20 protein-coding genes and 1 tRNA gene are annotated in these 22,476 nt (G+C 59.5%); 14 read left to right on the top strand and 7 right to left on the bottom strand.

The features are described from left to right. Positions 1 to 112 precede the first annotated feature (112 nt). The 3 genes from PO778_RS11820 to PO778_RS11810 all read left to right on the top strand — a co-directional run bounded on the left by PO778_RS11820 (position 113) and on the right by PO778_RS11810 (position 3,169). The gene (locus PO778_RS11820) at positions 113 to 373 is read left to right on the top strand and encodes a PqqD family protein (protein ID WP_271439772.1); all 261 of its coding nucleotides are present in this window, start codon (positions 113 to 115) and stop codon (positions 371 to 373) included. A gap of 479 nt (positions 374 to 852) precedes the next feature. Beyond that, positions 853 to 2,490 carry an asparagine synthetase B family protein gene (locus tag PO778_RS11815; RefSeq protein ID WP_271439771.1) on the top strand — a complete coding sequence of 546 codons (1,638 nt, stop codon included), beginning with the start codon at positions 853 to 855 and terminating at the stop codon, positions 2,488 to 2,490. A gap of 181 nt (positions 2,491 to 2,671) precedes the next feature. Continuing rightward, the gene (locus PO778_RS11810) at positions 2,672 to 3,169 is read left to right on the top strand and encodes a DUF2141 domain-containing protein (protein ID WP_271439770.1); all 498 of its coding nucleotides are present in this window, start codon (positions 2,672 to 2,674) and stop codon (positions 3,167 to 3,169) included. A 15-nt stretch (positions 3,170 to 3,184) separates the two neighbouring features. Here PO778_RS11810 and PO778_RS11805 read toward each other — a convergent pair whose 3' ends face one another. Together PO778_RS11805 and PO778_RS11800 are read right to left on the bottom strand one after the other, a co-directional pair. Beyond that, positions 3,185 to 4,078: a hypothetical protein gene (locus PO778_RS11805; protein WP_271439769.1), complete on the bottom strand. Its 894-nt coding sequence runs from the start codon at positions 4,076 to 4,078 to the stop codon at positions 3,185 to 3,187. Further along, the gene (locus PO778_RS11800; protein ID WP_271439768.1) at positions 4,078 to 5,088 is read right to left on the bottom strand and encodes a diacylglycerol kinase family protein; all 1,011 of its coding nucleotides are present in this window, start codon (positions 5,086 to 5,088) and stop codon (positions 4,078 to 4,080) included. Before PO778_RS11800 ends, PO778_RS11805 begins: the two co-directional genes overlap by 1 nt. 148 nt (positions 5,089 to 5,236) lie before the next feature. Between PO778_RS11800 and PO778_RS11795 the strand changes: the two genes are divergently transcribed. Together PO778_RS11795 and PO778_RS11790 are read left to right on the top strand one after the other, a co-directional pair. Next, positions 5,237 to 6,457 (top strand): M20 metallopeptidase family protein, encoded by a 1,221-nt coding sequence (locus tag PO778_RS11795; protein WP_271439767.1) that lies wholly within the window; start codon positions 5,237 to 5,239, stop codon positions 6,455 to 6,457. Positions 6,458 to 6,545: 88 nt separating this feature from the next. After that, positions 6,546 to 8,102 (top strand): long-chain-fatty-acid--CoA ligase, encoded by a 1,557-nt coding sequence (locus tag PO778_RS11790; protein WP_271439766.1) that lies wholly within the window; start codon positions 6,546 to 6,548, stop codon positions 8,100 to 8,102. 78 nt (positions 8,103 to 8,180) lie between these two features. Here the strand turns inward: PO778_RS11790 and PO778_RS11785 are convergent, their stop codons facing one another. The 3 genes from PO778_RS11785 to PO778_RS11775 are packed head-to-tail and all read right to left on the bottom strand — an operon-like array spanning position 8,181 to position 13,611. Then, positions 8,181 to 9,404, bottom strand: coding sequence for a TolC family protein (locus PO778_RS11785; RefSeq protein WP_271439765.1), 1,224 nt, complete (start codon positions 9,402 to 9,404; stop codon positions 8,181 to 8,183). 1 nt (position 9,405) lies between these two features. Continuing rightward, positions 9,406 to 12,522, bottom strand: a complete 3,117-nt coding sequence (locus PO778_RS11780; protein WP_271439764.1) for an efflux RND transporter permease subunit — start codon at positions 12,520 to 12,522, stop codon at positions 9,406 to 9,408. A gap of 6 nt (positions 12,523 to 12,528) precedes the next feature. Further along, positions 12,529 to 13,611 carry an efflux RND transporter periplasmic adaptor subunit gene (locus PO778_RS11775; RefSeq protein ID WP_271439763.1) on the bottom strand — a complete coding sequence of 361 codons (1,083 nt, stop codon included), beginning with the start codon at positions 13,609 to 13,611 and terminating at the stop codon, positions 12,529 to 12,531. A 105-nt stretch (positions 13,612 to 13,716) separates the two neighbouring features. Here PO778_RS11775 and PO778_RS11770 point away from each other — a divergent pair, with 105 nt between their 5' ends. From PO778_RS11770 to PO778_RS11735, 8 genes are all read left to right on the top strand, one after another. Further along, positions 13,717 to 14,373, top strand: coding sequence for a response regulator (locus PO778_RS11770; RefSeq protein ID WP_271439762.1), 657 nt, complete (start codon positions 13,717 to 13,719; stop codon positions 14,371 to 14,373). Then, the gene (locus PO778_RS11765) at positions 14,370 to 15,734 is read left to right on the top strand and encodes a sensor histidine kinase (protein WP_271439761.1); all 1,365 of its coding nucleotides are present in this window, start codon (positions 14,370 to 14,372) and stop codon (positions 15,732 to 15,734) included. The genes PO778_RS11770 and PO778_RS11765 overlap by 4 nt, the downstream gene beginning before the upstream one ends. A gap of 315 nt (positions 15,735 to 16,049) precedes the next feature. Continuing rightward, positions 16,050 to 17,210 (top strand): tyrosine-type recombinase/integrase, encoded by a 1,161-nt coding sequence (locus PO778_RS11760; protein ID WP_271439760.1) that lies wholly within the window; start codon positions 16,050 to 16,052, stop codon positions 17,208 to 17,210. A 2-nt stretch (positions 17,211 to 17,212) separates the two neighbouring features. Next, on the top strand, positions 17,213 to 18,046 hold the full coding sequence (locus PO778_RS11755; protein ID WP_271439759.1) for a hypothetical protein: 834 nt from the start codon (positions 17,213 to 17,215) through the stop codon (positions 18,044 to 18,046). A gap of 105 nt (positions 18,047 to 18,151) precedes the next feature. After that, the gene (locus tag PO778_RS11750) at positions 18,152 to 18,346 is read left to right on the top strand and encodes a helix-turn-helix domain-containing protein (RefSeq protein WP_271439758.1); all 195 of its coding nucleotides are present in this window, start codon (positions 18,152 to 18,154) and stop codon (positions 18,344 to 18,346) included. Between the two features lie 186 nt (positions 18,347 to 18,532). After that, the gene (locus PO778_RS11745) at positions 18,533 to 18,736 is read left to right on the top strand and encodes a hypothetical protein (RefSeq protein WP_271439757.1); all 204 of its coding nucleotides are present in this window, start codon (positions 18,533 to 18,535) and stop codon (positions 18,734 to 18,736) included. Then, positions 18,733 to 19,056 carry a hypothetical protein gene (locus tag PO778_RS11740; protein ID WP_271439756.1) on the top strand — a complete coding sequence of 108 codons (324 nt, stop codon included), beginning with the start codon at positions 18,733 to 18,735 and terminating at the stop codon, positions 19,054 to 19,056. Before PO778_RS11745 ends, PO778_RS11740 begins: the two co-directional genes overlap by 4 nt. Next, complete coding sequence (locus PO778_RS11735) at positions 19,053 to 19,865, top strand: rolling circle replication-associated protein (protein WP_271439755.1); 813 nt, start codon at positions 19,053 to 19,055, stop codon at positions 19,863 to 19,865. Before PO778_RS11740 ends, PO778_RS11735 begins: the two co-directional genes overlap by 4 nt. Positions 19,866 to 20,233: 368 nt before the next feature. Here PO778_RS11735 and PO778_RS11730 read toward each other — a convergent pair whose 3' ends face one another. After that, positions 20,234 to 21,172: a GAF domain-containing protein gene (locus PO778_RS11730; RefSeq protein ID WP_271439754.1), complete on the bottom strand. Its 939-nt coding sequence runs from the start codon at positions 21,170 to 21,172 to the stop codon at positions 20,234 to 20,236. A gap of 153 nt (positions 21,173 to 21,325) precedes the next feature. Next, positions 21,326 to 21,402: transfer RNA gene (locus PO778_RS11725), tRNA-Arg, on the bottom strand. A 97-nt stretch (positions 21,403 to 21,499) separates the two neighbouring features. Here PO778_RS11725 and PO778_RS11720 point away from each other — a divergent pair. Beyond that, entirely contained in the window at positions 21,500 to 22,471 is a 972-nt protein-coding gene (locus tag PO778_RS11720; RefSeq protein WP_271439753.1) for a hypothetical protein, read from the top strand. Positions 22,472 to 22,476: the final 5 nt, after the last annotated feature.

Below are 22,476 nucleotides of genomic sequence, written 5' to 3'. Positions count from 1 at the left end.
TCCCGACTAGAAGGCGCGACTCGCCGCCACAAGCGGATCAGGCCCGCTTTTCCACACTGGACATCAAGGTTTCGCGCATTGCATTGCCCGCAGGGCACAATATGCTGCAAATATGAGCGCAATCCGGAAAGCCAGTGGCGAATTTATCGAAACCGACGTCGATGACGAAACGATCATCGTCTCACTGGCAAGCGGCGAGCTTTTCTCGGTCAAGGGAACCGGCCTGGCAATCTGGAAATTGATCGACGGATCGCGTGATCGGGGGCAACTGATCACCGCTCTGTCTGCGGCATACAGCGTGGATGAGACGGAAATTGCAAACGATATCGATGCATTTCTGACCGATGCCGCCCGCGCCGGATTACTTGCCTGAACCGTATCCGGATTTCCTGCATCGTTGCGAAAAGTTCGAAGAACAACTAGTTCAGTAATGTCGCAGAAAAAGACGGAAGTGAAACATGACCGCCAGTAATCCAAAAAAGGCCGGAGCCACCAATTGGGTCAAGCCTGTGCTCCAACGAATTGGCACCATTTCCGATGTCGCCGGGCGTCCGGTGCCTGTCGACCAAGACGCACAGAATCGAAAGTCCTGATCCAGACTAATTGGTCCACGCTATGATCGCGGCCTGGCATTCCTGGGAGCGACATCGCCCGCCCCCGGATAAACCCATCAGCGACGCGTTGACCGCCTATCGCGGATCGTGCCGCCAGTTCATTTCAGGCGACACCCGTCTTTTCACCGTTCGCCAAACTGAAAACCTGGCGCCAGATTGCCGCACCGTAATAATCGGCTGGATCGACAATTCCCGGGAAATTGCAGCAACCCTTGGAATTCACAGCTGCGACCCGGCAGTGATTTATCAAGCCGCCGTTGCAAGATGGGGCGAGACCGCAGATTGCAGGCTGGTGGGCAATTACGCCGCGATTTCCGCGATGCCCGACGGTTCGCTGCGCTTGGCCCGCTCCCCTTGGAACGCGCCGCCACTCTATTATGCAAATAACTGCGAGAGAGCGGTAGCCTCGCCGCTGCTGCGGGCGCTGTTCGCCGCCGGCGTGCCGCGCGATCTCGACTATGATTACGTGATCGATCAGCTGGCTTACGACTTTCGCGATGGCGACGATGCCTGCTGGTATCGTGGCGTCAGCAAGGTGCCCCAAGGCAGCGTCACCATCCTGAAGTGCGGCAGCACGCAGACCGATTGCTGGTATCGCGTAGACGACATTTGCCGCAGCGATCCGCGCGGCGCTGCGGAACGGGCGCTGGAATTGGTGCGGGATGCCTCGGAGCACGCGCTGAACATCGCAGACAGTCCGGCATTGGCGCTATCGGGCGGCCTCGATTCGTCAATCACAGCGAGCTGCCTGATAGAAGCCTTGCCCGCTTCGCAGCAGCTAAAGACCATCTCCTTCGGCCAAGATTCCGAATGGCCTGGCGCTTCTTCACCGGATTCGATGGGTAATGAAATCCCGCTGGTCCGCGAATTCGCCAGGATGCATCCGCGCATCTCCGTGCATGTCGCAGACCCGGCAATTGGCGATTTCGATCACCGCACACGCGAGATGGCAGCAGCGATGCAGATCTTCGCCCCGGGGCTTGCCAATGTCGGCAAATTCCACGGGATTTACGCAAAGGCATCGCAGCTCGGCTGCGACACGTTGTTTTCGGCTGAACTGGCCAATCAGAGTTTCAGCGCCGATGGACGGTGGGCCTATGCCGAATATGCACGGGCGGGAAAATGGGGCGAGTTGCTGAGGTTGCTCGCAAACCGCCCCGGCGATGATCGCCCGATCCTGCGCAAGATTGCGGCGCTGTCGATCCTGCCGCACCTGCCTGCTGCGGCGCGGCGCGGCCTGCGCGCGCTGGTCCACCCGCAGCGGCGCGACATGGTGCGGCTGCTGACCCCGTTAAGTGTTGAGGCACTTGGAAACCAGAGAAGTCGCGCCGCTCTGCGCGGTTCGCAGTCCGATTGGGAGGACCTGACGTTCCCCCTTAATCGGCAACAGGCCGCAAGGCATGATTATCTCGCTGCCGACAGCGTCGGTGAAGACGTCAATCTGGCATTCGAACAGCTTTACGGAGTACGGCGCAGAGACGTAACAGCATACCGCCCGCTGATCGAATTCTGCATCGGATTGCCGACGGAAAGCTTCGCCTGTGGCGGCGCCGAACGCAAGCTGGCCAAACAGATGGCAAAGGGGCGAATGCCGGAAGAGCAGCGCCTGAACCCTCGTTATGGCCAGCATAATGCCGACTGGCACACGCGCATTGGCCGCCGCCGGGGCACTTTGCTGACAGGGATCGCTGCGATGCGGGACCATGAGTTCCTGTCCCGCACGCTTGATCTTGACCGGATCGAGACACTGCTGCGCGATTGGCCGGAACAGCCATCGCTCGATATCGATGCCGATTGGCCGAGAATGCTGGCGATCCCGCGTGCAGTACTGGCGGCCCAGTTCATCGGCCTGATCGAAGGGCGGAATGATCTGTGATTGCCCGTCCCGCCAGAACGGTACATCCGGTTACAAGCTTTCATTACGGGCAGGCTTCAGTTCAGCCGCAATTCAGGGCTGCGGACGTAAAACCCGGTTTAAATCAGGCGTTCCGGGCATGATCCGGGGCCACAACAGAATCGAAGCGCGCTGTGCCGCGCAGAATCGGAAACTCTTTACGATGACGCTCAAGAACACTTTCAGGACCGGTGCGATGGCGCTGGCAATTGGCGGGCTTGCCGTGACAGCGCCCGCGATGGGTCAGTACCGCCAGAAGATCGGCAATGATTTGTCGAAATGCTCCGCCAATTCCAGATCAGCAGTCAAGGTGACGGTGCAAGGTATCGAATCCTCATCAGGCAAGATGCGCGTTCAGAGTTATAAGGGCATCTCCTCCGACTGGCTGGAGAAAGGCAAATGGCTGAACCGCATCGAGGCCCAGGCCAGCGCAGGAACCATGGTGTTCTGCGTGCCCATGCCCGGACCGGGCACTTACGGTATCGCCGTGCGGCACGACAAGAACGGCAATGGCAGTACCGACATCACCAAGGATGGCGGCGGAATGTCGAACAATCCCAGCATCAATATCTTCAACCTGGGTAAGCCGAGTTACAAGAAAACGCGCTTCACCGTGGGTGACGGCGTGACGCCGATCACCATCAACATGAAATATATGTGATCTGCGGCGGAGCCATCAGCCCTTTCGCCGGGCGCGCCACACCCTGAACAAGACGCCCGGTGCCGCCAGGATCGGATGTTTCTCGCGCCACGGCGTCAGCTTTACCGGCACGCCGGTGTGCCGTTCCACCTTCCACGCCGCATAACGGCCCGCACCCTCGAACGTTGTGCTGGCCTTGAACAGGCGCACGATATTCAGCGGCTTGCCCCAGCGACGCTGGCGCCGCCATTTCCGCTGCACCGCTGCTTTCCAGTCCGCCCCTTCCTCGATCCGTATGGATCCCTCGGCGGCGGCCTGATGCTTGATCCCCGATGCCTGCAGCGCAGCCACCAAAAGTCCGCTGAAATGCGCACGGTTCAACGCGAGAATGGAATCCTCGCGCCCTGCCTTCTCGACGCGGAATTCAGCCTTGTAAGTCTCTCGGAACAGAGCGCGCCAGAAATCATCCTCAACCCCCAGTTCGGGACCTAGCGCGGCGGCGAAACGGCTTGCCGTGACAGCTGCGGCGCGCAGTGCCTGTACCACTTGCGAGCGCGCTTGATCATCCCTGTGCCAGACGAGCGAGCATGGCTGGACAAACCGCGCCCAGATCGTCGTATCGCGCGTTTCGCCGGCCGCAGCCTTGGTGAACACATCCAGCTGCATCGCCGCGACCTTGGCCCGCAGCGGCACACCGTCATATTCCCATTCGTGATAGCTCACCCGCGGCCAGATCCGGTCATCGGGCCCGGTCCGTTTCAGCAGGTAGAAATCGAGCACTCCGTCAAGCTCACCCGTCCGCCTGTTGGAGCCATAGAACAGCGCCGCGTCTGCGCCCGCTTCGGCTGCCAGCTTTTCTGCGAATGCCGCGACCGCAGGGTGCGGCTGAACGTCGATGCCATGGTTGATCCGCGGTTCCAGCGCATCCATTACGGCACCACGAAGTTCAATTCCGGGCCGGGCGCCACGACATATGTGCCCGGCGGATAGGCTTCCCCGTCGAGGATATACTGGTCCCCGATCTGCAATTCGAATTCGTCGGCGGCCACCTGGTGGAAGCCGCCCTTGCCGGATGGCGAACCGAGTATCCCGGAGAAATACAAAGGCAGTTTTGCCAGAGTGCGGCGGCGCGGCTTGTCGAGCACCGCGAGCCGCAGCCCGTTATGTTCGGTACTGAAAAGCTTTATGCCCGCAGGAAATTTCTCAAGCGTGGAAGCAAGGAAGATGCTGCGGGTTGCAGGATCGCCGTGCCCGCTATGCGGCATCGGTGCGCGTTCGCTGCCCAGATGGATCTGCATCGGCGTGCCCCGGCGCCAGATATTGGAATCGCTGCCGAACAGACCCTGCAACACCCCCCATACCGAGGTCACCCCGACAGCCAGACTGTTGAACGCGCCCATCCGGTGTGCGTCCTGGCCCGCCCTGATGCCGGTGGTGAAAGCGCCGCCGCCCATGATGAAGCCGAGCATCGAAGGGCCGCAGCCAGAAATCGTTTCGCTGCCCCCGTTTTTGGGCGTGATCGAGATCGGGCGGCGCCTGATCCTGCGTCCGCCGGGATAGGCCGCAATCGCTTCGGCCAGTGTCCACCCGGCAGGTGCGCCCAGATCGACGTTCAGCGCATTTGTCTTGCCCTTGGGCAACACCGCCAGATCGGGCCAGCTGTCGCCGAACACGACCTGTCCGCAGCTCAGCACGTCGCGAACGGTGCCGTCGCCGCCATTGATGATCAGGAAATCAATATCGAAAGCCGCAAGCTCGGCCAGCGCCTTGGGTATGTCCGTTCGCTGTGCGGGCTGCCGCACATGCACATTGGGCAGGCTTGCAACATCAAGGTCTTGCCCCTGATTGCGGTGGCTGCGCGGGTTGTAGATAATACCGACAACCGGATCGGCATGCCTTTCGGGCGAGGCTGAGTTCGATTGGTCGGTTGTGCCGGTCATTACTCGCTCGCCTTAAACCCTGCGAGGTCGGTTCGGCCAGACCATGAGGGATGATTTCACCGCCCTTGAATGGGGCGGCCACGCCTTACATGCAAGGGCGGTCTAAAATATGCGAGACGCAGCCCCGGCATTGCTTTAATCCGGCGCAATGCAGACTGCCGAACTTTTCGACGCCGCCCGCGGGCTGTCAGACCGCATTGTGGCCCTGCGCCGCGCCATCCATGCAGAGCCCGAGCTGGGCCTTCAGACGCCTATGACCAGTGCCAAGGTTCGGCAAGCGTTGACGGGCCTGCCGCTGGAATGGCGCGAGGGCGGCGCCACCACCGGCATGGTCGCCACGCTGAAAGGCACAGCCCCGGCGAGCGGCCAGACGCGCCGCGTATTGCTGCGCGGCGACATGGATGCGCTGCCGATGCCCGAGCAAACGGGGCTTGAATTTGCCTCCACGATCGAGGGGCGCATGCACGCCTGCGGCCATGACACGCACACGGCGATGCTGGCCGGTGCGGCGGAGCTGCTGGCTGCGCGGCGCAGCGAATTTTCCGGCGAGATACAATTCATGTTCCAGCCGGGGGAGGAGGGGCACCACGGCGCGCGCTTCATGCTGGAGGACGGGCTGATCGACCCGCTGCCCGATGCGGCGTTCGCACTGCACATCATGCCCAATGCCCCGTTCGGGGTGGTTGCCGGCAAGTCCGGCCCGCTGATGGCCGCCGCCGATCAGTTCGATATCCGGATCACCGGCAAAGGCGGCCACGCGTCCATGCCGCATGATACACACGACCCCGTGCCGGCAGCGGCGGCGCTGGTGACAGCGCTTCAGACCATGGTGACGCGCCGGTTCAACGCAGCGGATGCCGTGATCGTGACCGTTACCCAGTTGATCGCAGGAACCACCCACAATGTGATACCCGACACCGCGGAACTGAGAGGAACGATGCGCTCGCTCTCACCCAGGCACAGGGAACAATTGCACACCCTGATCCGCGAAACCGCACAGGGGATCGCCCAGGCAAACGGTGTCGAGGCGGAAGTAAAGATAACACCCGGCTTTCCCGTCACCATCTGCGATCCGCGCGCGGTCGATCTTGGCCGGCAGGCGGTGCTCGATACTCTTGGCCAGCACTCGTGGAGCGACCTGCCTGCCCCGATCATGGGGGCGGAAGATTTCGCCTATCTGCTGGAGAAGGTGCCCGGGGCGATGTTCTTCCTCGGTGTCGCGCCCGAGGGGGATGACTGGCATTCATGCTGCGGCATCCATTCCTCGCGTATGCATGTCGATGAAGCGGCGCTGCCGCATGGCACCGCAGTGCTATCCGCGTGCGCGCTGCGCTTTCTGGATCAGGGCTTCGGCGGGGCCGCGAACTGATCGGCCATTTACGCCGCGCAACATTCGCTACATGGTTACCAGCATACGAGCCGAATGATTCGGCCAGAGGATGCTGGAGAGACCGATAATGTCCGAGGACAACCCCTATTACCCAACCTATGGTGCTGCGCTGACCGATTGGGCGGCCAAGACACCGGATCAGGTGGCCCTGCGGTATGGCGAACGGACTACCGATTACAAAACCTATGACCGGCACGCGACGCAGATCGCCAACGGTCTCGCCGCGATGGGCCTCAAGAAAGGCGACCGGGTGGCATATTTCGGAAAGAACAGCGACCGATCGGTGGAGCTGGCCATGGGTGCGGCCCGCGCCGGGATGGTCTTCATCCCGATCATCTGGCGGCTTGCCCCCAAGGAAGTGGAGTTCATCCTGCAGGATTCGGGCGCGGGTGTGCTGTTTGTAGAGCCGGAATTTGCCGATCAGCTGCCTTTCGATGGCAACACAATCCTGACCGATGACAGTTTCGACGAGTGGCGCGACGCGCAGTCGGACGCAGCAGTCACCACCGCAGTCGATGCGCATGACGGTCTGCTCCAGCTGTACACCTCGGGCACCACCGGCCTGCCCAAGGGCGTGGTACTGAGCCATCACAACGGCACCCATTTCCGTCCGTTGATGAAACAGCACAACATCTATTGGTATTGCGCCGATGCGGGCGACACGATGATCTTTGCGATGCCTTACGGGCATATCGCCGGTGTCGGGACAGCATTGGGCGCGGTTCTCGGCGGGCAGGAATTGATCATCCACCGCGAATTCGACCCCGCACAGCTGATCGCAGATGTCGAGAAATACCGGGTGAAATGGCTGTTTCTGGTCCCGGCAGCGCTCGGGATCATGCTGGCCCATCCCGATGCGGAAAATGCCGACTTCTCCTCTGTCAAAGGGCTTACCTACGGCGCCAGCCCGATCCCTCTCGACATGCTGAAAGAAGGGGTGGAACGGCTCAAATGCGATTTCGCCCAGCTATACGGCCTGACCGAAACGTTCGGCACGGTGATCAGCCTGTCGCCTGACGATCACAAGCCGGAAAATATCCAAGGCCGCGAACACGTGATGAAATCTGCCGGCAAACCGATGCCGGGTGTCGAAGTCCGGATCATGGATGAGGACCTCAACGCGCTGCCGGCGGGCCAGACCGGCGAAGTGGCAATCCGCAGCGATGCGGTGATGCTCGGTTACTGGAACCGACCGGAAGAAAACGAAAAGGCGATGATCGGCGATGGCTGGTTCCGCACCGGCGACGCCGGCATGCTGGATGAAGAGGGCTATCTCTATATTCAGGACCGGATCAAGGACATGATCATCACCGGCGGCGAAAACGTTTACCCCGCACAGGTCGAAAGCGCCGTTTACGGCCACCCCGACATTGCCGACATCGCGGTAATCGGCGTCCCCGACGACAAGTGGGGCGAAGCGGTAAAGGCCGTGGTTGTCGCCAAACCGGGCAGCAATCTGACAGAGGAGGACGTGATCGCCTATGCCAAGAGTCAGATCGCCGGCTTCAAATGCCCCAAGACAGTCGACTTCATCGACGCCCTGCCGCGCAACCCCTCAGGCAAGATCCTCCGCCGCGAACTGCGCGCACCCTATTGGGAGGGCAAAGAGAGGGCGGTAAACTAGGGAAAGCTGGCGCACCCGTTAGGATTCGAACCTGTGGCCTTTGCCATCGCCGTGACCAAGGCCAACTTGGCACCTGACTTAATCGCCGAGCCACAGCTCGTGGCTGTCGATACGTAGCTTGGTGATGGCGCGCATGGCTTCGGCTCGGGCTTCGGCTTCGATACGAAAGGCATCGTGGACCATGCGCTCGCCCAGCAGCAGGTCGGCCAGGTCGATCTCGCCGAGTTGGTGCCCGCGGCGCAGCTTGGCCAAAGCTGTCATCTGGGCCTCCACCGTCTCGGACGATCGCTCCCAAGCAGCAAGGCGATAACGCGCCTCGGCCACATCAGCTCTGGCAGTTTCCTGAACGTTGTACCGGGCGAGCTGCTCCTCAGCGCGCGCCGCTGACGCGCTTGCCCCAGCCTCGCTGGCCAGAGCTTTGCGATGGCCGCCGCCCAGCGGCACAGAAACCACCACACCGGCTCCGCGCTCAAGGCCGCCAAATTCGGAAAAAACCCTGAGGCCGATAGTCGGATCAGCCATTCGGTCAGCCGCTGCCCGGTCTGCTGCGGCTGCCATGCGCGCGCTTTGCGCTACAGCAGCGGTGATCAGATGGCTGTTGACCACGACAAGGTCGCCAAGCTGAGACAGACGCGCATCTGCGATCTCCGGCACCGGAACTTCAGGCACTTCGGTTGGAAGCAGGAGCCCGGCAAACTGCACTTCGAGCCGCGAGCGAGCCAGCGAAGCCAGACCTCTCGATTGTTCGAGCAAACGCCGTGCTTCGGAAAGTGCGGCCTGTGCCTGATCGACTTCCAGCTGTGCAGCATCACGCAGGTCGCGCCGGCGCTCGACAGCGGCAAGTGCTCTTTCGTAATTCCTGACCGCCAAGCGATCGACCCGCTCCTGCGCCCCGGCGGACAGCCAATCAAACCAATGCGAGGCGAGCAAAAGCGCCGCTTCGTGACGGGCATCTTCGGCAAGGTTTTCCGCAACGTCGAAGCCGTGCCTGCCGATCTCCCGGTCGAGCCGAGCCTTGCCCGGCAAACGAAACGCACGGCTCAATTGCGCATCGTACTCATCAAATTGCTCGCCGCCATTGACGCTGCGGCGCTGGTACGTGCCTTGAACGCTGAATTCGTAGGGGCCCTTTTTCAGCCCCTCCGCCCGCGCGCGCGCCGCTTCGAGCCGCGCACGCGCAGCTGCGACGCTGGGGTGGTCGTCGAGCGCCTTCAACACCAATGTCTCTTCAGGCAGGCCCTGTTCGGCGGCGAGCGGGCTTGCAAGACCAAGCAGGGGCAGCAGGATTGTCAGAAACCGCATATCAGTCCTCCACCGGGTGCAGCATATCGCCGGCCTCGCGCTCAGCAGCACTCTCGCCAAAACGTTCGTAAAGGATCGGCAGAAGGACCAGCGTGAGCAGCGTTGCGGAGACAAGTCCGCCGATGACAACGATGGCGAGCGGCTTCTGAATTTCTGAACCCGGGCCCGTCGCAAACAACAAAGGAACAAGGCCAAAGGCCGCAATGCTAGCGGTCATCAAAACAGGACGCAGCCTTCGTTCGGCTCCTCGTCTGACTGCTTCGGGCAGCGGCATCCCCTCTTCCCGCAGCTGGCGGAAATAGGTCACCATAACGAGCCCGTTCAGAACCGCGATGCCGAGCAAGGCAATGAAGCCGACAGAGGCAGGAACCGAGAGGTATTCGCCCGAGACAGCCAGCGCGATCATCCCGCCAACCACCGCAAAGGGGATATTGGTAAGGATCAACAACGAGGCCCGCACCGAACCGAGGGTGAAATACAGGATGGCGAAGATCAGCAGGATCGAAACCGGCAGGACGACCATCAGCCTTGCCGATGCACGCTGCTGATTTTCGAACTGCCCGCCCCATTCGAGCCGATACCCTTGTGGCAAAGTGACATTGGCAGCGATGTCAGCCTTTGCATCATCGACATAGCCGACCAGATCACGGCCCGAGACGAAAGCCTGCACCATGGCATAGCGCGAGCCATTTTCGTGTTCGAGCTTGACCGGCCCTTCGACCTGGCTGACCTGCGCGACGTCGCTTGCGCGCACAAGTTGCCCCGAAGGTGCGCGATAGGCCAGATCGGCAAAGCTCTGCGCCGTTAGCTTTCCCGATCCTTCGCCCCGCATCATGATCGGCACCCGGCGCACACCATCTGCGACGATACCGGCGTTTACGCCTTCGACCTGGGCGCGCATCATATCCTGCAGGTCAGCAACCGGCATTCCAACGCGTCCCGCCGCAACACGGTCTATATCGACCAGCAGATAATCAACCTGGTCATTGGCCACCGTCGCGGCCTCGCTGGTGCCTTCAATGGTTTCCAACCGGGTTTGGATTTCCCCGGCAAGCCGCGACAATTCATCGAGATCGGGACCGAACAGCTTGATCGCCAGATCACCGCGCGCGCCGGTAAGCATTTCGGAGGTGCGCATGTCGATCGGCTGGGTGAAAGTCGGCTCGATACCGGGGAACTGCTCCAGTACCTTGCGCAGTTCGCCCAGCAGCCAGTCCTTGTCCTGCACCCGCCAATCTTCGCGCGGTTTGAGCTGAAGGAAGCTGTCGGTTTCATTGGGGCTCATTGGATCAAGGCCCAGCTCGTCCGAGCCGACGCGGGCGATTACGGCTTCGACCTCGGGCACTTGCTCAAGGATCGCGCGCTGCACCTTCAAATCCCCTTCGACGCTGTGTTCGATGGAGATAGAGGGCAGCTTGGTCAGCTGAACGATGATCGAGCCTTCATCCATCACCGGAAGGAAGGTTTTGCCTGTGACGCTGTAAGCGCCAACGGTTAGTGCGAGACCGATACCCGCTATGGAAAACACGCGCCTTTTGTGGGCGAAGGACCCGGCCAGCAGTGATGAATAGCGCGGCGAGATCTTGCGCATGAGCCATGGTTCGCGATGGCTTTCATCTTGGGCGGGCTTCACTTTGAGCAGGTAGAAAGCCAGCACCGGGACCAGCGTCAGCGACAACACCAGCGCTGAGGCGAGCGCGAGAACGATGGTCAGCGCCACGGGACTGAACAGTTTGCCTTCCAGCCCTTCGAGCGTGAGCAACGGCAGGAACACCAGCGCGATAATTGCCAGGCCCGAGGCAACTGGCTTCGCGACCTCTGCCGAGGCGATAAAGACATTGTGCAACTTGCTGCTCTTGGCGTGTTGGGGATCGGAGAGCCGCTCGACCACATTCTCGACCACAACAACCGCGCCATCGACCAGAATGCCGACCGCGATGGCAAGCCCGCCAAGACTCATGAGATTGGCGCTGAGCCCGATTGACCGCATGAAGATGAACGTCAGCAGCGCTGCCATTGGCAGGGCCAGCGCGACGATCACAGAGGCCCGGATATCGCCAAGAAACAAAAGCAGCAGGATCACGACCAGCACGGTCGCTTCGAGCAGCGCGGATTCAACCGTTCCAACGGCGCGCGTAATAAGGTCCGAACGGTCATAGAAAACATTGATGCTCATGCCTTCGGGAAGGCTGGGCTGTATCTCTTCCAGCCGTTCCTTCACCCCTTCGACAACTTGGGAGGCATCGGCCCCGCGCAGAGCAATGACGAGCCCCTGCACCGCTTCACCCTCGCCATTTTTGGTTACCGCGCCATAGCGGGTGAGGCTGCCGGTGCGCACACTGGCGACGTCGCCGACGCGCACTACAGCGCCATTGCCGGATTTGACGACCACAGCGGCGAGGTCTTCCAGTGTGCGGATTGCTCCGGTGGAGCGGACGATGAGGGATTCCTCACCGCTGGTCAGACGGCCTGCGCCATCGTTGCGGTTGCTCATCTCGATGGCTTCAGCAAGATCTGCGGTCGAGAGGCCCGCTGCAGCAAGAGACGCAGCCCGTGGCGCAACTTCGAAAGTCTCGACATAGCCGCCCAGCGCGTTGACATCCGCAACCCCGTGCACCGTGCGCAGCGCAGGGCGCACGGTCCAATCCAGCACCGTGCGCTTTTCGGAAAGCGATTGCGGGCCTTCGAGCGTGAACATGAACATTTCGGACAGCGGGGTGGAGATCGGAGCCAGCCCGCCCTCAACCGTCGCCGGCAAATCCCCCATGACCGCAGCGAGCCGTTCGGCGACCTGCTGGCGCGCCCAATAGATGTCAGTGCTGTCCTGGAAATCGATGGTGATGTCAGCAATCGCATATTTCGCAACCGAGCGGAGCGTCGTCTGCTCGGGAATGCCGAGCATTTCCATTTCAATCGGGGTGACCACCCGGCTTTCGACCTCTTCCGGCGTCATCCCCGGCGCTTTGAGAATGATCTTTACCTGTGTGGTGCTGATATCGGGGAAGGCATCAATGGGAAGCTTGGCAAAAGACCACGCACCGATGCCTGCCAGCACCAGCGCCAGGCCAATCACCGCAAGACGCAGGTTAAGCGCCCTCTCGACTAGGTTGCGCAGCATGCCGCCCTACTCCGCGCTCATGGCCTTGAGTTCGGCAATGCTGCTCGCGGCGACGACCTCGCCCGCCTTCAGCCCTTCGGAAATCACGGCCTGATCAGAAGTGGTTGCAACCACCGTGACCCTGCGCGGTTTGTATGCCTTGCCATCGCGCACGAAAACGTGATCGTCTCCGCCGATCTTCGTCACGGCATTGGCGGGAACAGCCATGCCCTTTGTCCCTGCGCTGCCCTTGATCGTCACGCTGACATTGCGTCCGGCAACAATGCCAGGTGCAGCGCCGATACTGGCGCGCGCAAGCACGGCACGGGTGGCCGGATCAATCGATGGCGACACAGCAAGGATCTGACCACCGACAGTGATCCGCTCATCGCCTTCATTAGACAACATGATCTCTACCGGCATGCCGGGTCTGACGGCTTTGGCCAGCCGTTCAGGCAGCTGCAGCTCGACCTGATAGGCGCCCTCGGCCTCTATCACGAAGGGGGCCTCCATCCCGTCTACTGGCCCGCCCGTTTCCGGGCCGACATGCGCAACCCGGCCTGAGATCGGCGCGGTCAGGGTCATCATGCCGTCGGGGCCAACGCCGCCAAGTGATGCAAGCCGTTGCTGTTCGGCGACGGTGGCGCGGGCTTGCGCCAATGCGGCCCTGGCTTCGTCGGCGCGCGCTTGAGCGATGACACCCTCTTCGGCAAGCTGGGTGAGCCGGTTGGCACGCGCTTCGGCCAAGCCGGCTTCAGACCGGGCACGCGACAGGTCGCCACGAATCTGCACAGGCTCCGCAGAACGAACCAAGGCCAGCGGCTGGCCGCGGCGAACCGCTTGCCCTTCGATGACATAGACCCTCACTGCGGCACCGGGGAAAGGGGTGGTAACTGCGACCCGCGCCTCTGGCGGCAATGTCACCATTCCAAGCACCGTGCCGAGCGGGAGATCGCCAACTTCGCTTACTTTGACTGCATCTATGGCCAGGCCTGCCAGCGGATCGGCGGCAGCATCGGGAGCGGTTTCGGTCTCGACGGTGTCAGAACAGGCCGGAAGCGCCGCGAGAGCGGCAAGCAGGGCGATTGAGGCGAACAGACGGGGCTTCATGCCGCCCCTTTTGCTTTATGAAGCTGACAACAACTTGTCAGTTTGGCAGGATATTGTCAGTTTTACGTACCATAGTGCCGCCAATTGTTGAGGAAGGCTCCGGCTATGCGCCTGCTGGTGGTAGAAGACGATCCCGAACTTGGCCGGCGGCTGAGTGATCGCCTGCGCGCGGCAGATTTCGCCGTGGAGCTGGCAACCTGCCGCAGCGAAGCGGAAGGTTGGCCCGATGTCGGGGCAATGGCAGCGATCATCCTCGATCTCGGCCTGCCTGATGGCGACGGGATCGATCTCTTGCGACATTGGCGCAATGCCAGGGTCGAAACCCCGATCCTGATTTTGACCGCACGCGGCAGCTGGCAGGACAAGGTCGAAGGGCTCAACGCCGGAGCAGACGATTTTGTGGTCAAACCGGTGCGGTTCGAAGAATTACAGGCGCGGCTCAATGCGCTGTTCCGGCGTCAGCAAGGCACACGTAACAATTTGCTCGAGATTGGCGACCTGTCGCTTGATCCAATTGCCCGAACGGTCGAACACGCTGGCGTCCCGCTGGCGCTTAGCAAACAGGAATTTCGCTTGCTTCACCTGTTTATGCGCCGTGCCGGACAGGTCATGTCGCAGGCCGATATCCTCGATGACCTGTATGAGCTGGATGCCGATCGCGAGCTCAACACGGTTGAAGTGCTGGTCGGCCGGTTGCGCCGCAAGATTGGGCGCGAGCATATCGTCACCCTGCGCGGCATGGGCTATCGTTTCGAGAAATGAGCAGCCGTCCCGTACCCGGCAGCCTGCGGCTGCGATTCCTTCTGGCGATCACGCTGTGGGTCGTGTTGGGTATCGGTGCGATCTGGTTTTCGGCTGTGGGCATCTTCAGCAAGCATGTCGAGGAATCCTATCACGAGGAACTGGAGGTCCATGTCCGCGAGTTGGGGCGGCTGGCCGAGGTTGGGCCGGATGGACAATTGCGACTGACACGGCCCCTGTCCGACCCGCGCTACGAGGAGCCATTGTCTGGCTTCTACTGGCAGATCACTGCTCGGAACCGGCAGGCCTTGCGATCGGAATCCATGACCCGCGGGACGCTGGACGAACATATCGCTCATTCGCCCGAGATCCTGCACACGCTAGAGAATGGCCCTTCCGGGCCCGCCATAACCTATGGCTTCACCAGCAAGGGGCCGTCGGGCGAGGATATCCACTTCGTCATCGCCACCGATCAGAGCGAACTCGACAGGTTGATCGGCAGTTTCACCCGGGACCTCTCGATGTGGCTTGTCGGTCTTGGTGTATTTCTGCTGGCGACCGGGATGGCGATCATCAGCTTCGGTCTGCATCCGCTGGACCGGCTGTCGGTTGCGATTGGTCGATTGCGGCGAGGCGAAGCGCAGGATCTAGAAGGTCGGTATCCAGCGGAAATCGCGCCGCTGGTCGCAGACCTGAATGCTTACCTGCACCAGAATGCCGAGATGATTGCCAAGAGCCGGGTGCAGGCAGGCAACCTGGCTCATTCACTGCGCACCCCGCTCGCTGTGATCACCGACGAGGCGGAACGACTGGGCGAGACAGCCGGGGGGCGCGAACCGTCGAAAGTGTTGCTCGACCAGGCACACGCGATGGAGCAGCAGATCGATTTCCAACTCGCCCGCGCGCGTTCTTCGACCGGGCAACCGTATAGCGCGCGTTGGGTGCGCCTGCCGGAAGTAGCAGAGCCGATACTGCGAGCCATGAAAAGGCTGCATCCGGACAAGCACTTTGTTCTGGAGACCAGCAATTGCGACGGCGTGCAACTGCCGCTGGATGAAGTCGATTATTCCGAATTGCTCTCGATCCTGCTCGACAATGCAGGGAAGTGGGCGACGCGCGAGGTCAAGCTGCAATTCGCGTGCGAGCCGAACCAGTCATTCACCGCGCGTGTGATCGACGACGGTTGCGGAATGACGGAGAAAGAACTCTCACATGCCTTCGAGATCGGCTCGCGGTTCGACCGCCAAAAAAGCGGTTCAGGCCTCGGCCTGGCAATTGCCCGGGATCTCGCGGATGCGCTGGGACTGACACTCGATCTCAGCAATACACCTTCTGGCCTCGCGGCGACCGTTTGCTTTCACCCAGCTTCAATCGAACGCTGAACGATGAAGATAGGGCGCAATGCTGCACAGCCGCGCTCAATCGCCGCGTGGCCCCTGGCGTCTGATATTTTCCGGAATGGCTGGACCAATGGTTCTGCACATAATGCGCAAACCGCGCATAAATAGAAATATGGCGCACCCGAGAGGATTCGAACCTCTGGCCTCTGCCTTCGGAGGGCAGGGTTTCGCTATAAGCCCGGATAAAGTCGGACAATAGAAACCGTGTTTTCGCAGTACCTTGTGTTCCCTCTTGTCCGATTCCGTCCCGCGTTGTATTCCGTACTTATTACGTACGGAACGAAAGGGCGGTGCGCAATGGCGCTGGATTTGAGCAAGGTTGGCGAGCGGAAAAAGCTGAAGAAGCAGCGCGAGCCGCATTGGCAGCGATTGCGGGCCGGATGCTTTCTTGGCTTTCGTCCATCAAAGCGAAGCGGACCGGGCTCATGGATTGCGCGAGCCTATGACGAGGACAGCGGCAAGTATCAGCTAAAGGCTCTTGGCGACTTTGGGGAGCTGGTAGGCAATGCGCGCTTTGCAGCCGCGAAAAAGGAAGCCGAGAAACTGGCGGAATTGGTTGAAGCAGGCGGGGAGATACGCGCCAAGCTCGAAACGGTTTCAGATGCTTGCCGCGATTACGCCAAGAGCAAAACCGAGGCCGAGGCACGCTTCAAGCGCTACGTTTACAGCGATCCTTTGGGCAAGGTGAAGCTGGACAAGCTAAGGCGGCGGCACGTTGCCGAGTGGCGAAAGCGGCTGGAGCAGACCCCTTCCCTAGTGAGCAGGAACAAGGACGGAGAGACGCGCACCCGCAGTCGCGCCCCTTCAACGGTTAATCGCGATATGGCGGTGCTGCGTGCCGCACTTACCAAAGTGCTTTCGCCCGGTGCGCCGAATAGCGAGGCCGCTTGGCAAGAGGCGCTGCAAGCCATTCGGAATGCAGACAGGCAGCGCACCCTTTATCTTGACCGTGTACAGCGCAAGAAACTGCTTGCCGCGATTGACAGTGAGATTGCACCATTTGTGCGGGCACTGTGTCTCTTGCCGCTTCGCCCCGGCGCATTGGCAGCGCTTACGGCTGGTGACTTTGACAAACGCACCAGTGAGCTAACAATCGGCAAGGATAAGACAGGGAAACCCCGGCGTATCCAATTGCCAGCCGAGGCGACAGGGCTGATGGTGGAGCAGTCAAAAGACAAACTGCCCACCGCGCCGATGTTTATGCGAGGGAACGGCAAGGCTTGGGATAAGAATAGCTGGAAAAAGCCCATAGCGGCGGCAGTGAAGGCAGCGGAACTGCCAGCCGGAGCGACTGCCTACACATTGCGGCACAGCACGATAACTGACCTTGTAAGCGCTGGCCTTCCTTTGCTCACCATTGCGCAAATTTCAGGCACAAGTGCTGAGATGATCGAACGGCACTACGGGCACCTTGCCAGCGATGCGGCGGTAAAGGCGCTTGGTGAACTGGCGCTTTAGCGATGTTGACCAGTGATCATCGTCCGATTGTGCGCGTGACAGAGAATGATTTGCTAGCTGCTATGCAAATACTGGCGTGCATTGCGAGGCCACACAATCAAGGCAAGTTGGAAGCCGGAGGGAAGCTGCTTCAAGCATGGTTTTTTGCAAGAAAAAGATTTAGAGGTGAGCCCACTCCTGGACTGGATTTTTTGCACCCCAAATCCTTCCAGCGAAGCCGCATTGAACCGAAGCTGAAAACATTCTCAGAAGACCTTTGGAAGGCATTCGAGGCAGCGCGCTGGTTACAAGCGATTATATTGAGCAGCGCTCGCGATCAGCATTGTTGGTTTCAAGGGTTCAGCCATGTCACATTGCGGTCGCTCGCGGCAAACAAGTGGAACACTGCGCCGAATAGGCAGGCCGGTTTTCAGAGTGGCGAACTCACGGAGACAATCCCAGAAGAAGACGATGCGGGAAACATCAGGAAAAGCATTTGGTGGAAGCGCCGGCCAATCGTGCACATGGCCTTGGCCGCAGCCAATGAGATTGCTCAGGCGGCAATTGACCGCGAACAGCCAACCGAGAGACAAAAGCGGCTAGAGGCAAAGATGCGGGCGATCTCACAAAACCGCGAACGTGCCGCTAATGACTCAACGGCAATTGCTGAATGGAACAAGCTCTCTAAGGCCGTAAGTCAAGAGCGCAGAAATGCCTCCAAACCAATAGATCTCGAAGCAATCGTGTTTGATCCTGTTTGGGTGGCACCTGCTCTTGAGCAGGCAGAGGAATGGGCGAGGACAATTGAGAGGCAAAATCTTGTAAGCGGCGTGCCGCTTTGGCGTTTTGTCCGATAGCGGACAAGTTTGCATCCCAGAGCGAATCCAGCGGTTGGCTTACACCAAATCCTGCAACGTCCGGGCAATCACGCCTTCGTGTGACGGTGCAAAGGATGAAGAATAATGGCACCGCCATTGAACTATCAGATCCCAGAAGCCGTGCAGGTTTCAGGCCTATCGCGATCCCGAATTTATGAAGCTCTACGAAAGCAGGAATTGCGAGCGATTAAAGCGGGACGGCGAACACTTATCCCAGTTGCTGAATTGGAAGCCTACCTCGCCAGTCTTCCAACTTATGGTGCGGGAGAGAGCGCATGAGCATTCCTCCCAAAAAGCAAAACCGGGGCGCTGTCATCGCCCCGGTCTCGCGCAATCAACTTGGCGGCTGGTTGCAAGTTTCAGTTACAACACAAAAGCGCCAAGCGCAAATACTAACCTCTCGCTTTTGCCTCTCGCCTTCAACGGCGCGAGAGCTTGCCAGACTGTGTTTCGGGGAGGCCGTAAATGACTGAACGCCCCTTCAGTGAACACCGCTTAGCGGCTCTTGCCTTGCTCAATGGCGAGTACCGTCTCACGCGCAAGGCAGGGCAATTCCTGGGGCAGATTGCCGTCGATCCTTCTCCTATGAGCGAGGCTCAGGCAGATTGGCTTTCAAAGCTGCTTGAGAAGCACGAACTGCCTCCTCTAGCCGAGGGAGGCGCAAAATGAGCGGTTATCCCGACGCACCCGGTCATCGCAATGTCGATACGTCTGTTGCCGCTGCCAATGCGATTGCCCCCAAATTAGGGCGACTGCAAAGGCTCGCTCAAGCTGCGATCAAAGCAGCAAAGCAACGCGGGCTTACAGCGGATGAATTGGCCACCAAGCTCGATATGGACCGTTATTCAATCCAACCGCGCACAAGCGAATTGAAGCACAAAGGATTGATCCGGGACAGCGGGAAGCGGCGGCTTAACTCAAGCGGCAAAGCGGCCATTGTTTGGGTGGCCGCAAATGATGGTGACACCATCACTAAGAACGCCGCGTGATCGGCCTTGCCATGCCTTCAAAGAGCGCAAACATCGCTAAGCATGGCGCTTCATTGAAACTTCACCGGGGGGCGACTTTCGGTGAAGTTTCAAACGCGCGCCCGCTTACAGAAAACCGCCGAATTGCGACGCTTGCGGACAATGGCACGCATCATGCAATTAGATACTTAAACCAAAGTGAGGCAGCCAATTCTGCACCAGCAAAAGGGAGGGGCGGCGCTCGCAACCGTGCAGACAGGCAATCAATCGCGCTGACAAGGGCTCAGGAAGCCAATTTACGGGCCGCTGAGCGTCATTCCGGCGCGATTGGCCTCCCATTGACCAGAATGATCACAATTCACTGGAAAGCCGCTGGCGTGCCTCTTGAGAGCATGGCGGAGGCGACCGGGGCATTTGTTGACAAGCTGACCAAATGGCTGGGGCGCCGGGGAACCCGGACAGCTTGGGTGTGGGTTCACGAAAATGCAGGCGGCAAATGTTGGCATTGCCACTTGCTGATCTACATTCCATCCGGTTGCGTGTTAGGTTTGCCAGCCGCGCAAAAGCGATGGCTCAGGCAGATAACGGGCCGCCCCTATGCTGCGAAGACCATTCGCAGCGCTCCGATTGGCGGACGCATCGGATTGGAACGGACCAATCCCGCTTTGCACCAGATAAATTGCGAGGCTGCGCTTGAGTACATTCTGAAGGGCGGTAGCCGAGATAAGCCCCAAGGATTAATTCTGGGCAAGCGGTGCAGCACCTCTCAAAATATCGGCAAGAAAGCGCGAGCCGAGGGGAGGGGCGGGTCCAATCGCTGCAGTGATTGAGCGGGAACATCGGGGCCAACGATTAGCTTTATCGAGAATACAGTTTCTCGCCCGCGCGCGAGGGGCATGCACAACATCTTCGCACGTTCGCTCAAGCAGTGTGGCTGACGCTCAATCAGAGCAAGGCCCAATTATTTTTAAGAGGCCCCTGCGAGCATACGAATCTTTGAAAGGCGCTTTCTTGCAGGGCGCTCGATGGCTCTGGTGAGGTTATATGCAACCTCTCCGGTACCGCCGCGTAAAACATAGGCCGCACTAAATTTCGGGAAAGACCGCTCGCTGGCTACGACTCTTAGGCCCGTAACGGCCGCAGCCGCCGCATCTCGCGAATTTATGTCTTTCTTACCTGCCATGTAAATGAATCTAGGTTATTTCGGACTTGGCTGCAAGCGAGATCGCCAATCAAAAAGGTGTGCAAGGACTTGAGACGCATGCCCAACTATGGATTTATTTTGCTCATTGAATCGCCCCGATTGATTGCTAGTCAGCACCAATACGCCGAATTGCTGGGGTGTCGGCTCAAGATCCAACATGATCGGCGCAGAGATAAAGGACCGGTAAACCTCATCATCGTATTCTTTAGAATTTGATGCACTGGGCTTCAGCAAGATAGCCGTTTCATCATGCACAATATCGTTCGTGAACAAGACCCTATTTTGCATAAATGCCGATCCGACGTGACCATCACCTGACCTCCATTCGCGCGGCGTACCTGATGACGGATGGTCGTCGCTCCGATTCCACCAGACAGGTTCAAGCCGCTTTGTTGTTTCATTGAAACGATAAACGGCTACAGACCAGCTATCTGCAAATTCGAAGCCAAACAGGACGTCGGCGGCCTCCATCATAGGGGTTAGGGCAATTCGACATGAATCACCGATTTTCTGATCATCATCCGGGCATGTCGTTGCAATTAGGGCCTGATAAGTTGCCCAATAGGCTCCCAACTGATTTGCCGTGATGAGCCAATCGCTTAAGGCTTCATTGTCTGCGATATAATCGTTCAGTCTGTCTTGCGTCGCCTGAAGTTCTGCATTTGCCAAATGCAGGACGGGCACCGTTTCTGCATGTTTATTGGATACAGAATAAAGTGTGACCTGAAGGGCGAACAAAACAATTATCGTTATCCAGAACCAAACGGCACCAACCTTATCTGCGTCGATTGCACCAAGCCATATTGCAAGTCCTGTTGGTACCCCAAGAATCGCCAAAAAATTCACAAGCCGATTTTGCGAGCGAATTGCATCTCGAAACTGTCTCTCTATTGGCGAGATGAGGGCTTCAGCGTTTTCTTTCTGGTTGGGCATTCAGGCACGTTGCACCTGTTCCCAATCATTTGCCAAGCCCATGCATTCAATTTGGCACGACAAAGCTCGAACCATTGACTCAATTCTGCGCCCCCCGTTTTCCGTATCCGTTACGTACGCTCGAGAGTGCCTCAATCTAAGTCATTGAAAAACTGGCGCACCCGAGAGGATTCGAACCTCTGGCCTCTGCCTTCGGAGGGCAGCGCTCTATCCAGCTGAGCTACGGGTGCCGATCAGTCAGGGGAGGGCGCTTAGCAAAGCGGGTTGCGGCTTGCCAGCGTTATTCGTGCAGCTTGCTGCAAACGGCACCGCTGCATAAGGAAGGGCATGTCTGCCGGCGTTCCATCCAGTCGATTGCTCGGCTCTTCTATAGTCGTCACGGGTACGCACTATTCGATGACGACGTTGGCAGGGCGGTTGCTTGCTGCAGCAGATGAATTTCACCTTCTGCACGAACCGACCAACCCGCAGCCGACGCTCAGTTACGATTCGATCCAGCCGCAGCGGTGGTATGAATATTACGATGCCGCCCGTTACAGTGAGCTGCGCCGATTTCTCGAGCAAGCGCTGGCTGCCGGCGATCTGACTGAGCAGATCGCAACAAGAGCCTCAGGCGCACGATCACCGCGTGATGCGATGCGAGTGTTGCGGTACGCACAGCGTAGACTTCCGATGCGACTTGCACCCAGGCCGGCGATCCTCAAGGACCCGTTCATGGCGTTTTCCGCGCGGACTTTGCAGGCAGAGGATGGTCTGAAAGTCGTGCTGACGGTCAGGCATCCTTGCGCTTTCGCGGAAAGCTTTGTCAGGGCAGGACGCGCTTTCGACTTCAACAATCTGATGCAGCCAGCCTTGCTTGAGGCCTTGCCAGGAGAAGCCGGTACGATAAGCGAGTTGGCGAATGCCCCTCCGCCGCTCACCGAACAGGCAGCGCATCTGTGGCGAATCGTCTATGGTTTCGCGGCGCAGTTCCTCCTGCCTGATCCTCGCACATTCCTGCTGTCGCAAGATCGGTTGGTGAGCCAAACGCGGGATACGGTCGATGCCCTGTTTGCATTTGCCGGCGCGAGGCAGAGTGCATCGGTGAAGACCTTCCTTGCCAAAAACCTGCAATCAGCAGGCACCGATTTCTCCGGTTCTGCATCTTATATCCGGCGCGACAGCGAGGCGGTTCTGGACAAATGGCGCATGCGATTGAGCGCGGCTGACCGCGATCTGGTTCGCGAACTGACCGGAGGAATCGCGGCGCAACTCGGTTATCGTGAAGCGAGCTGGCATATCGCCGGGGAGCCGCGTTAGCGATT

This window comes from Pontixanthobacter luteolus (assembly GCF_947494915.1).
GTDB lineage: Bacteria > Pseudomonadota > Alphaproteobacteria > Sphingomonadales > Sphingomonadaceae > Pontixanthobacter > Pontixanthobacter luteolus.
This window is presented reverse-complemented; position numbering and strand designations above follow the sequence as displayed.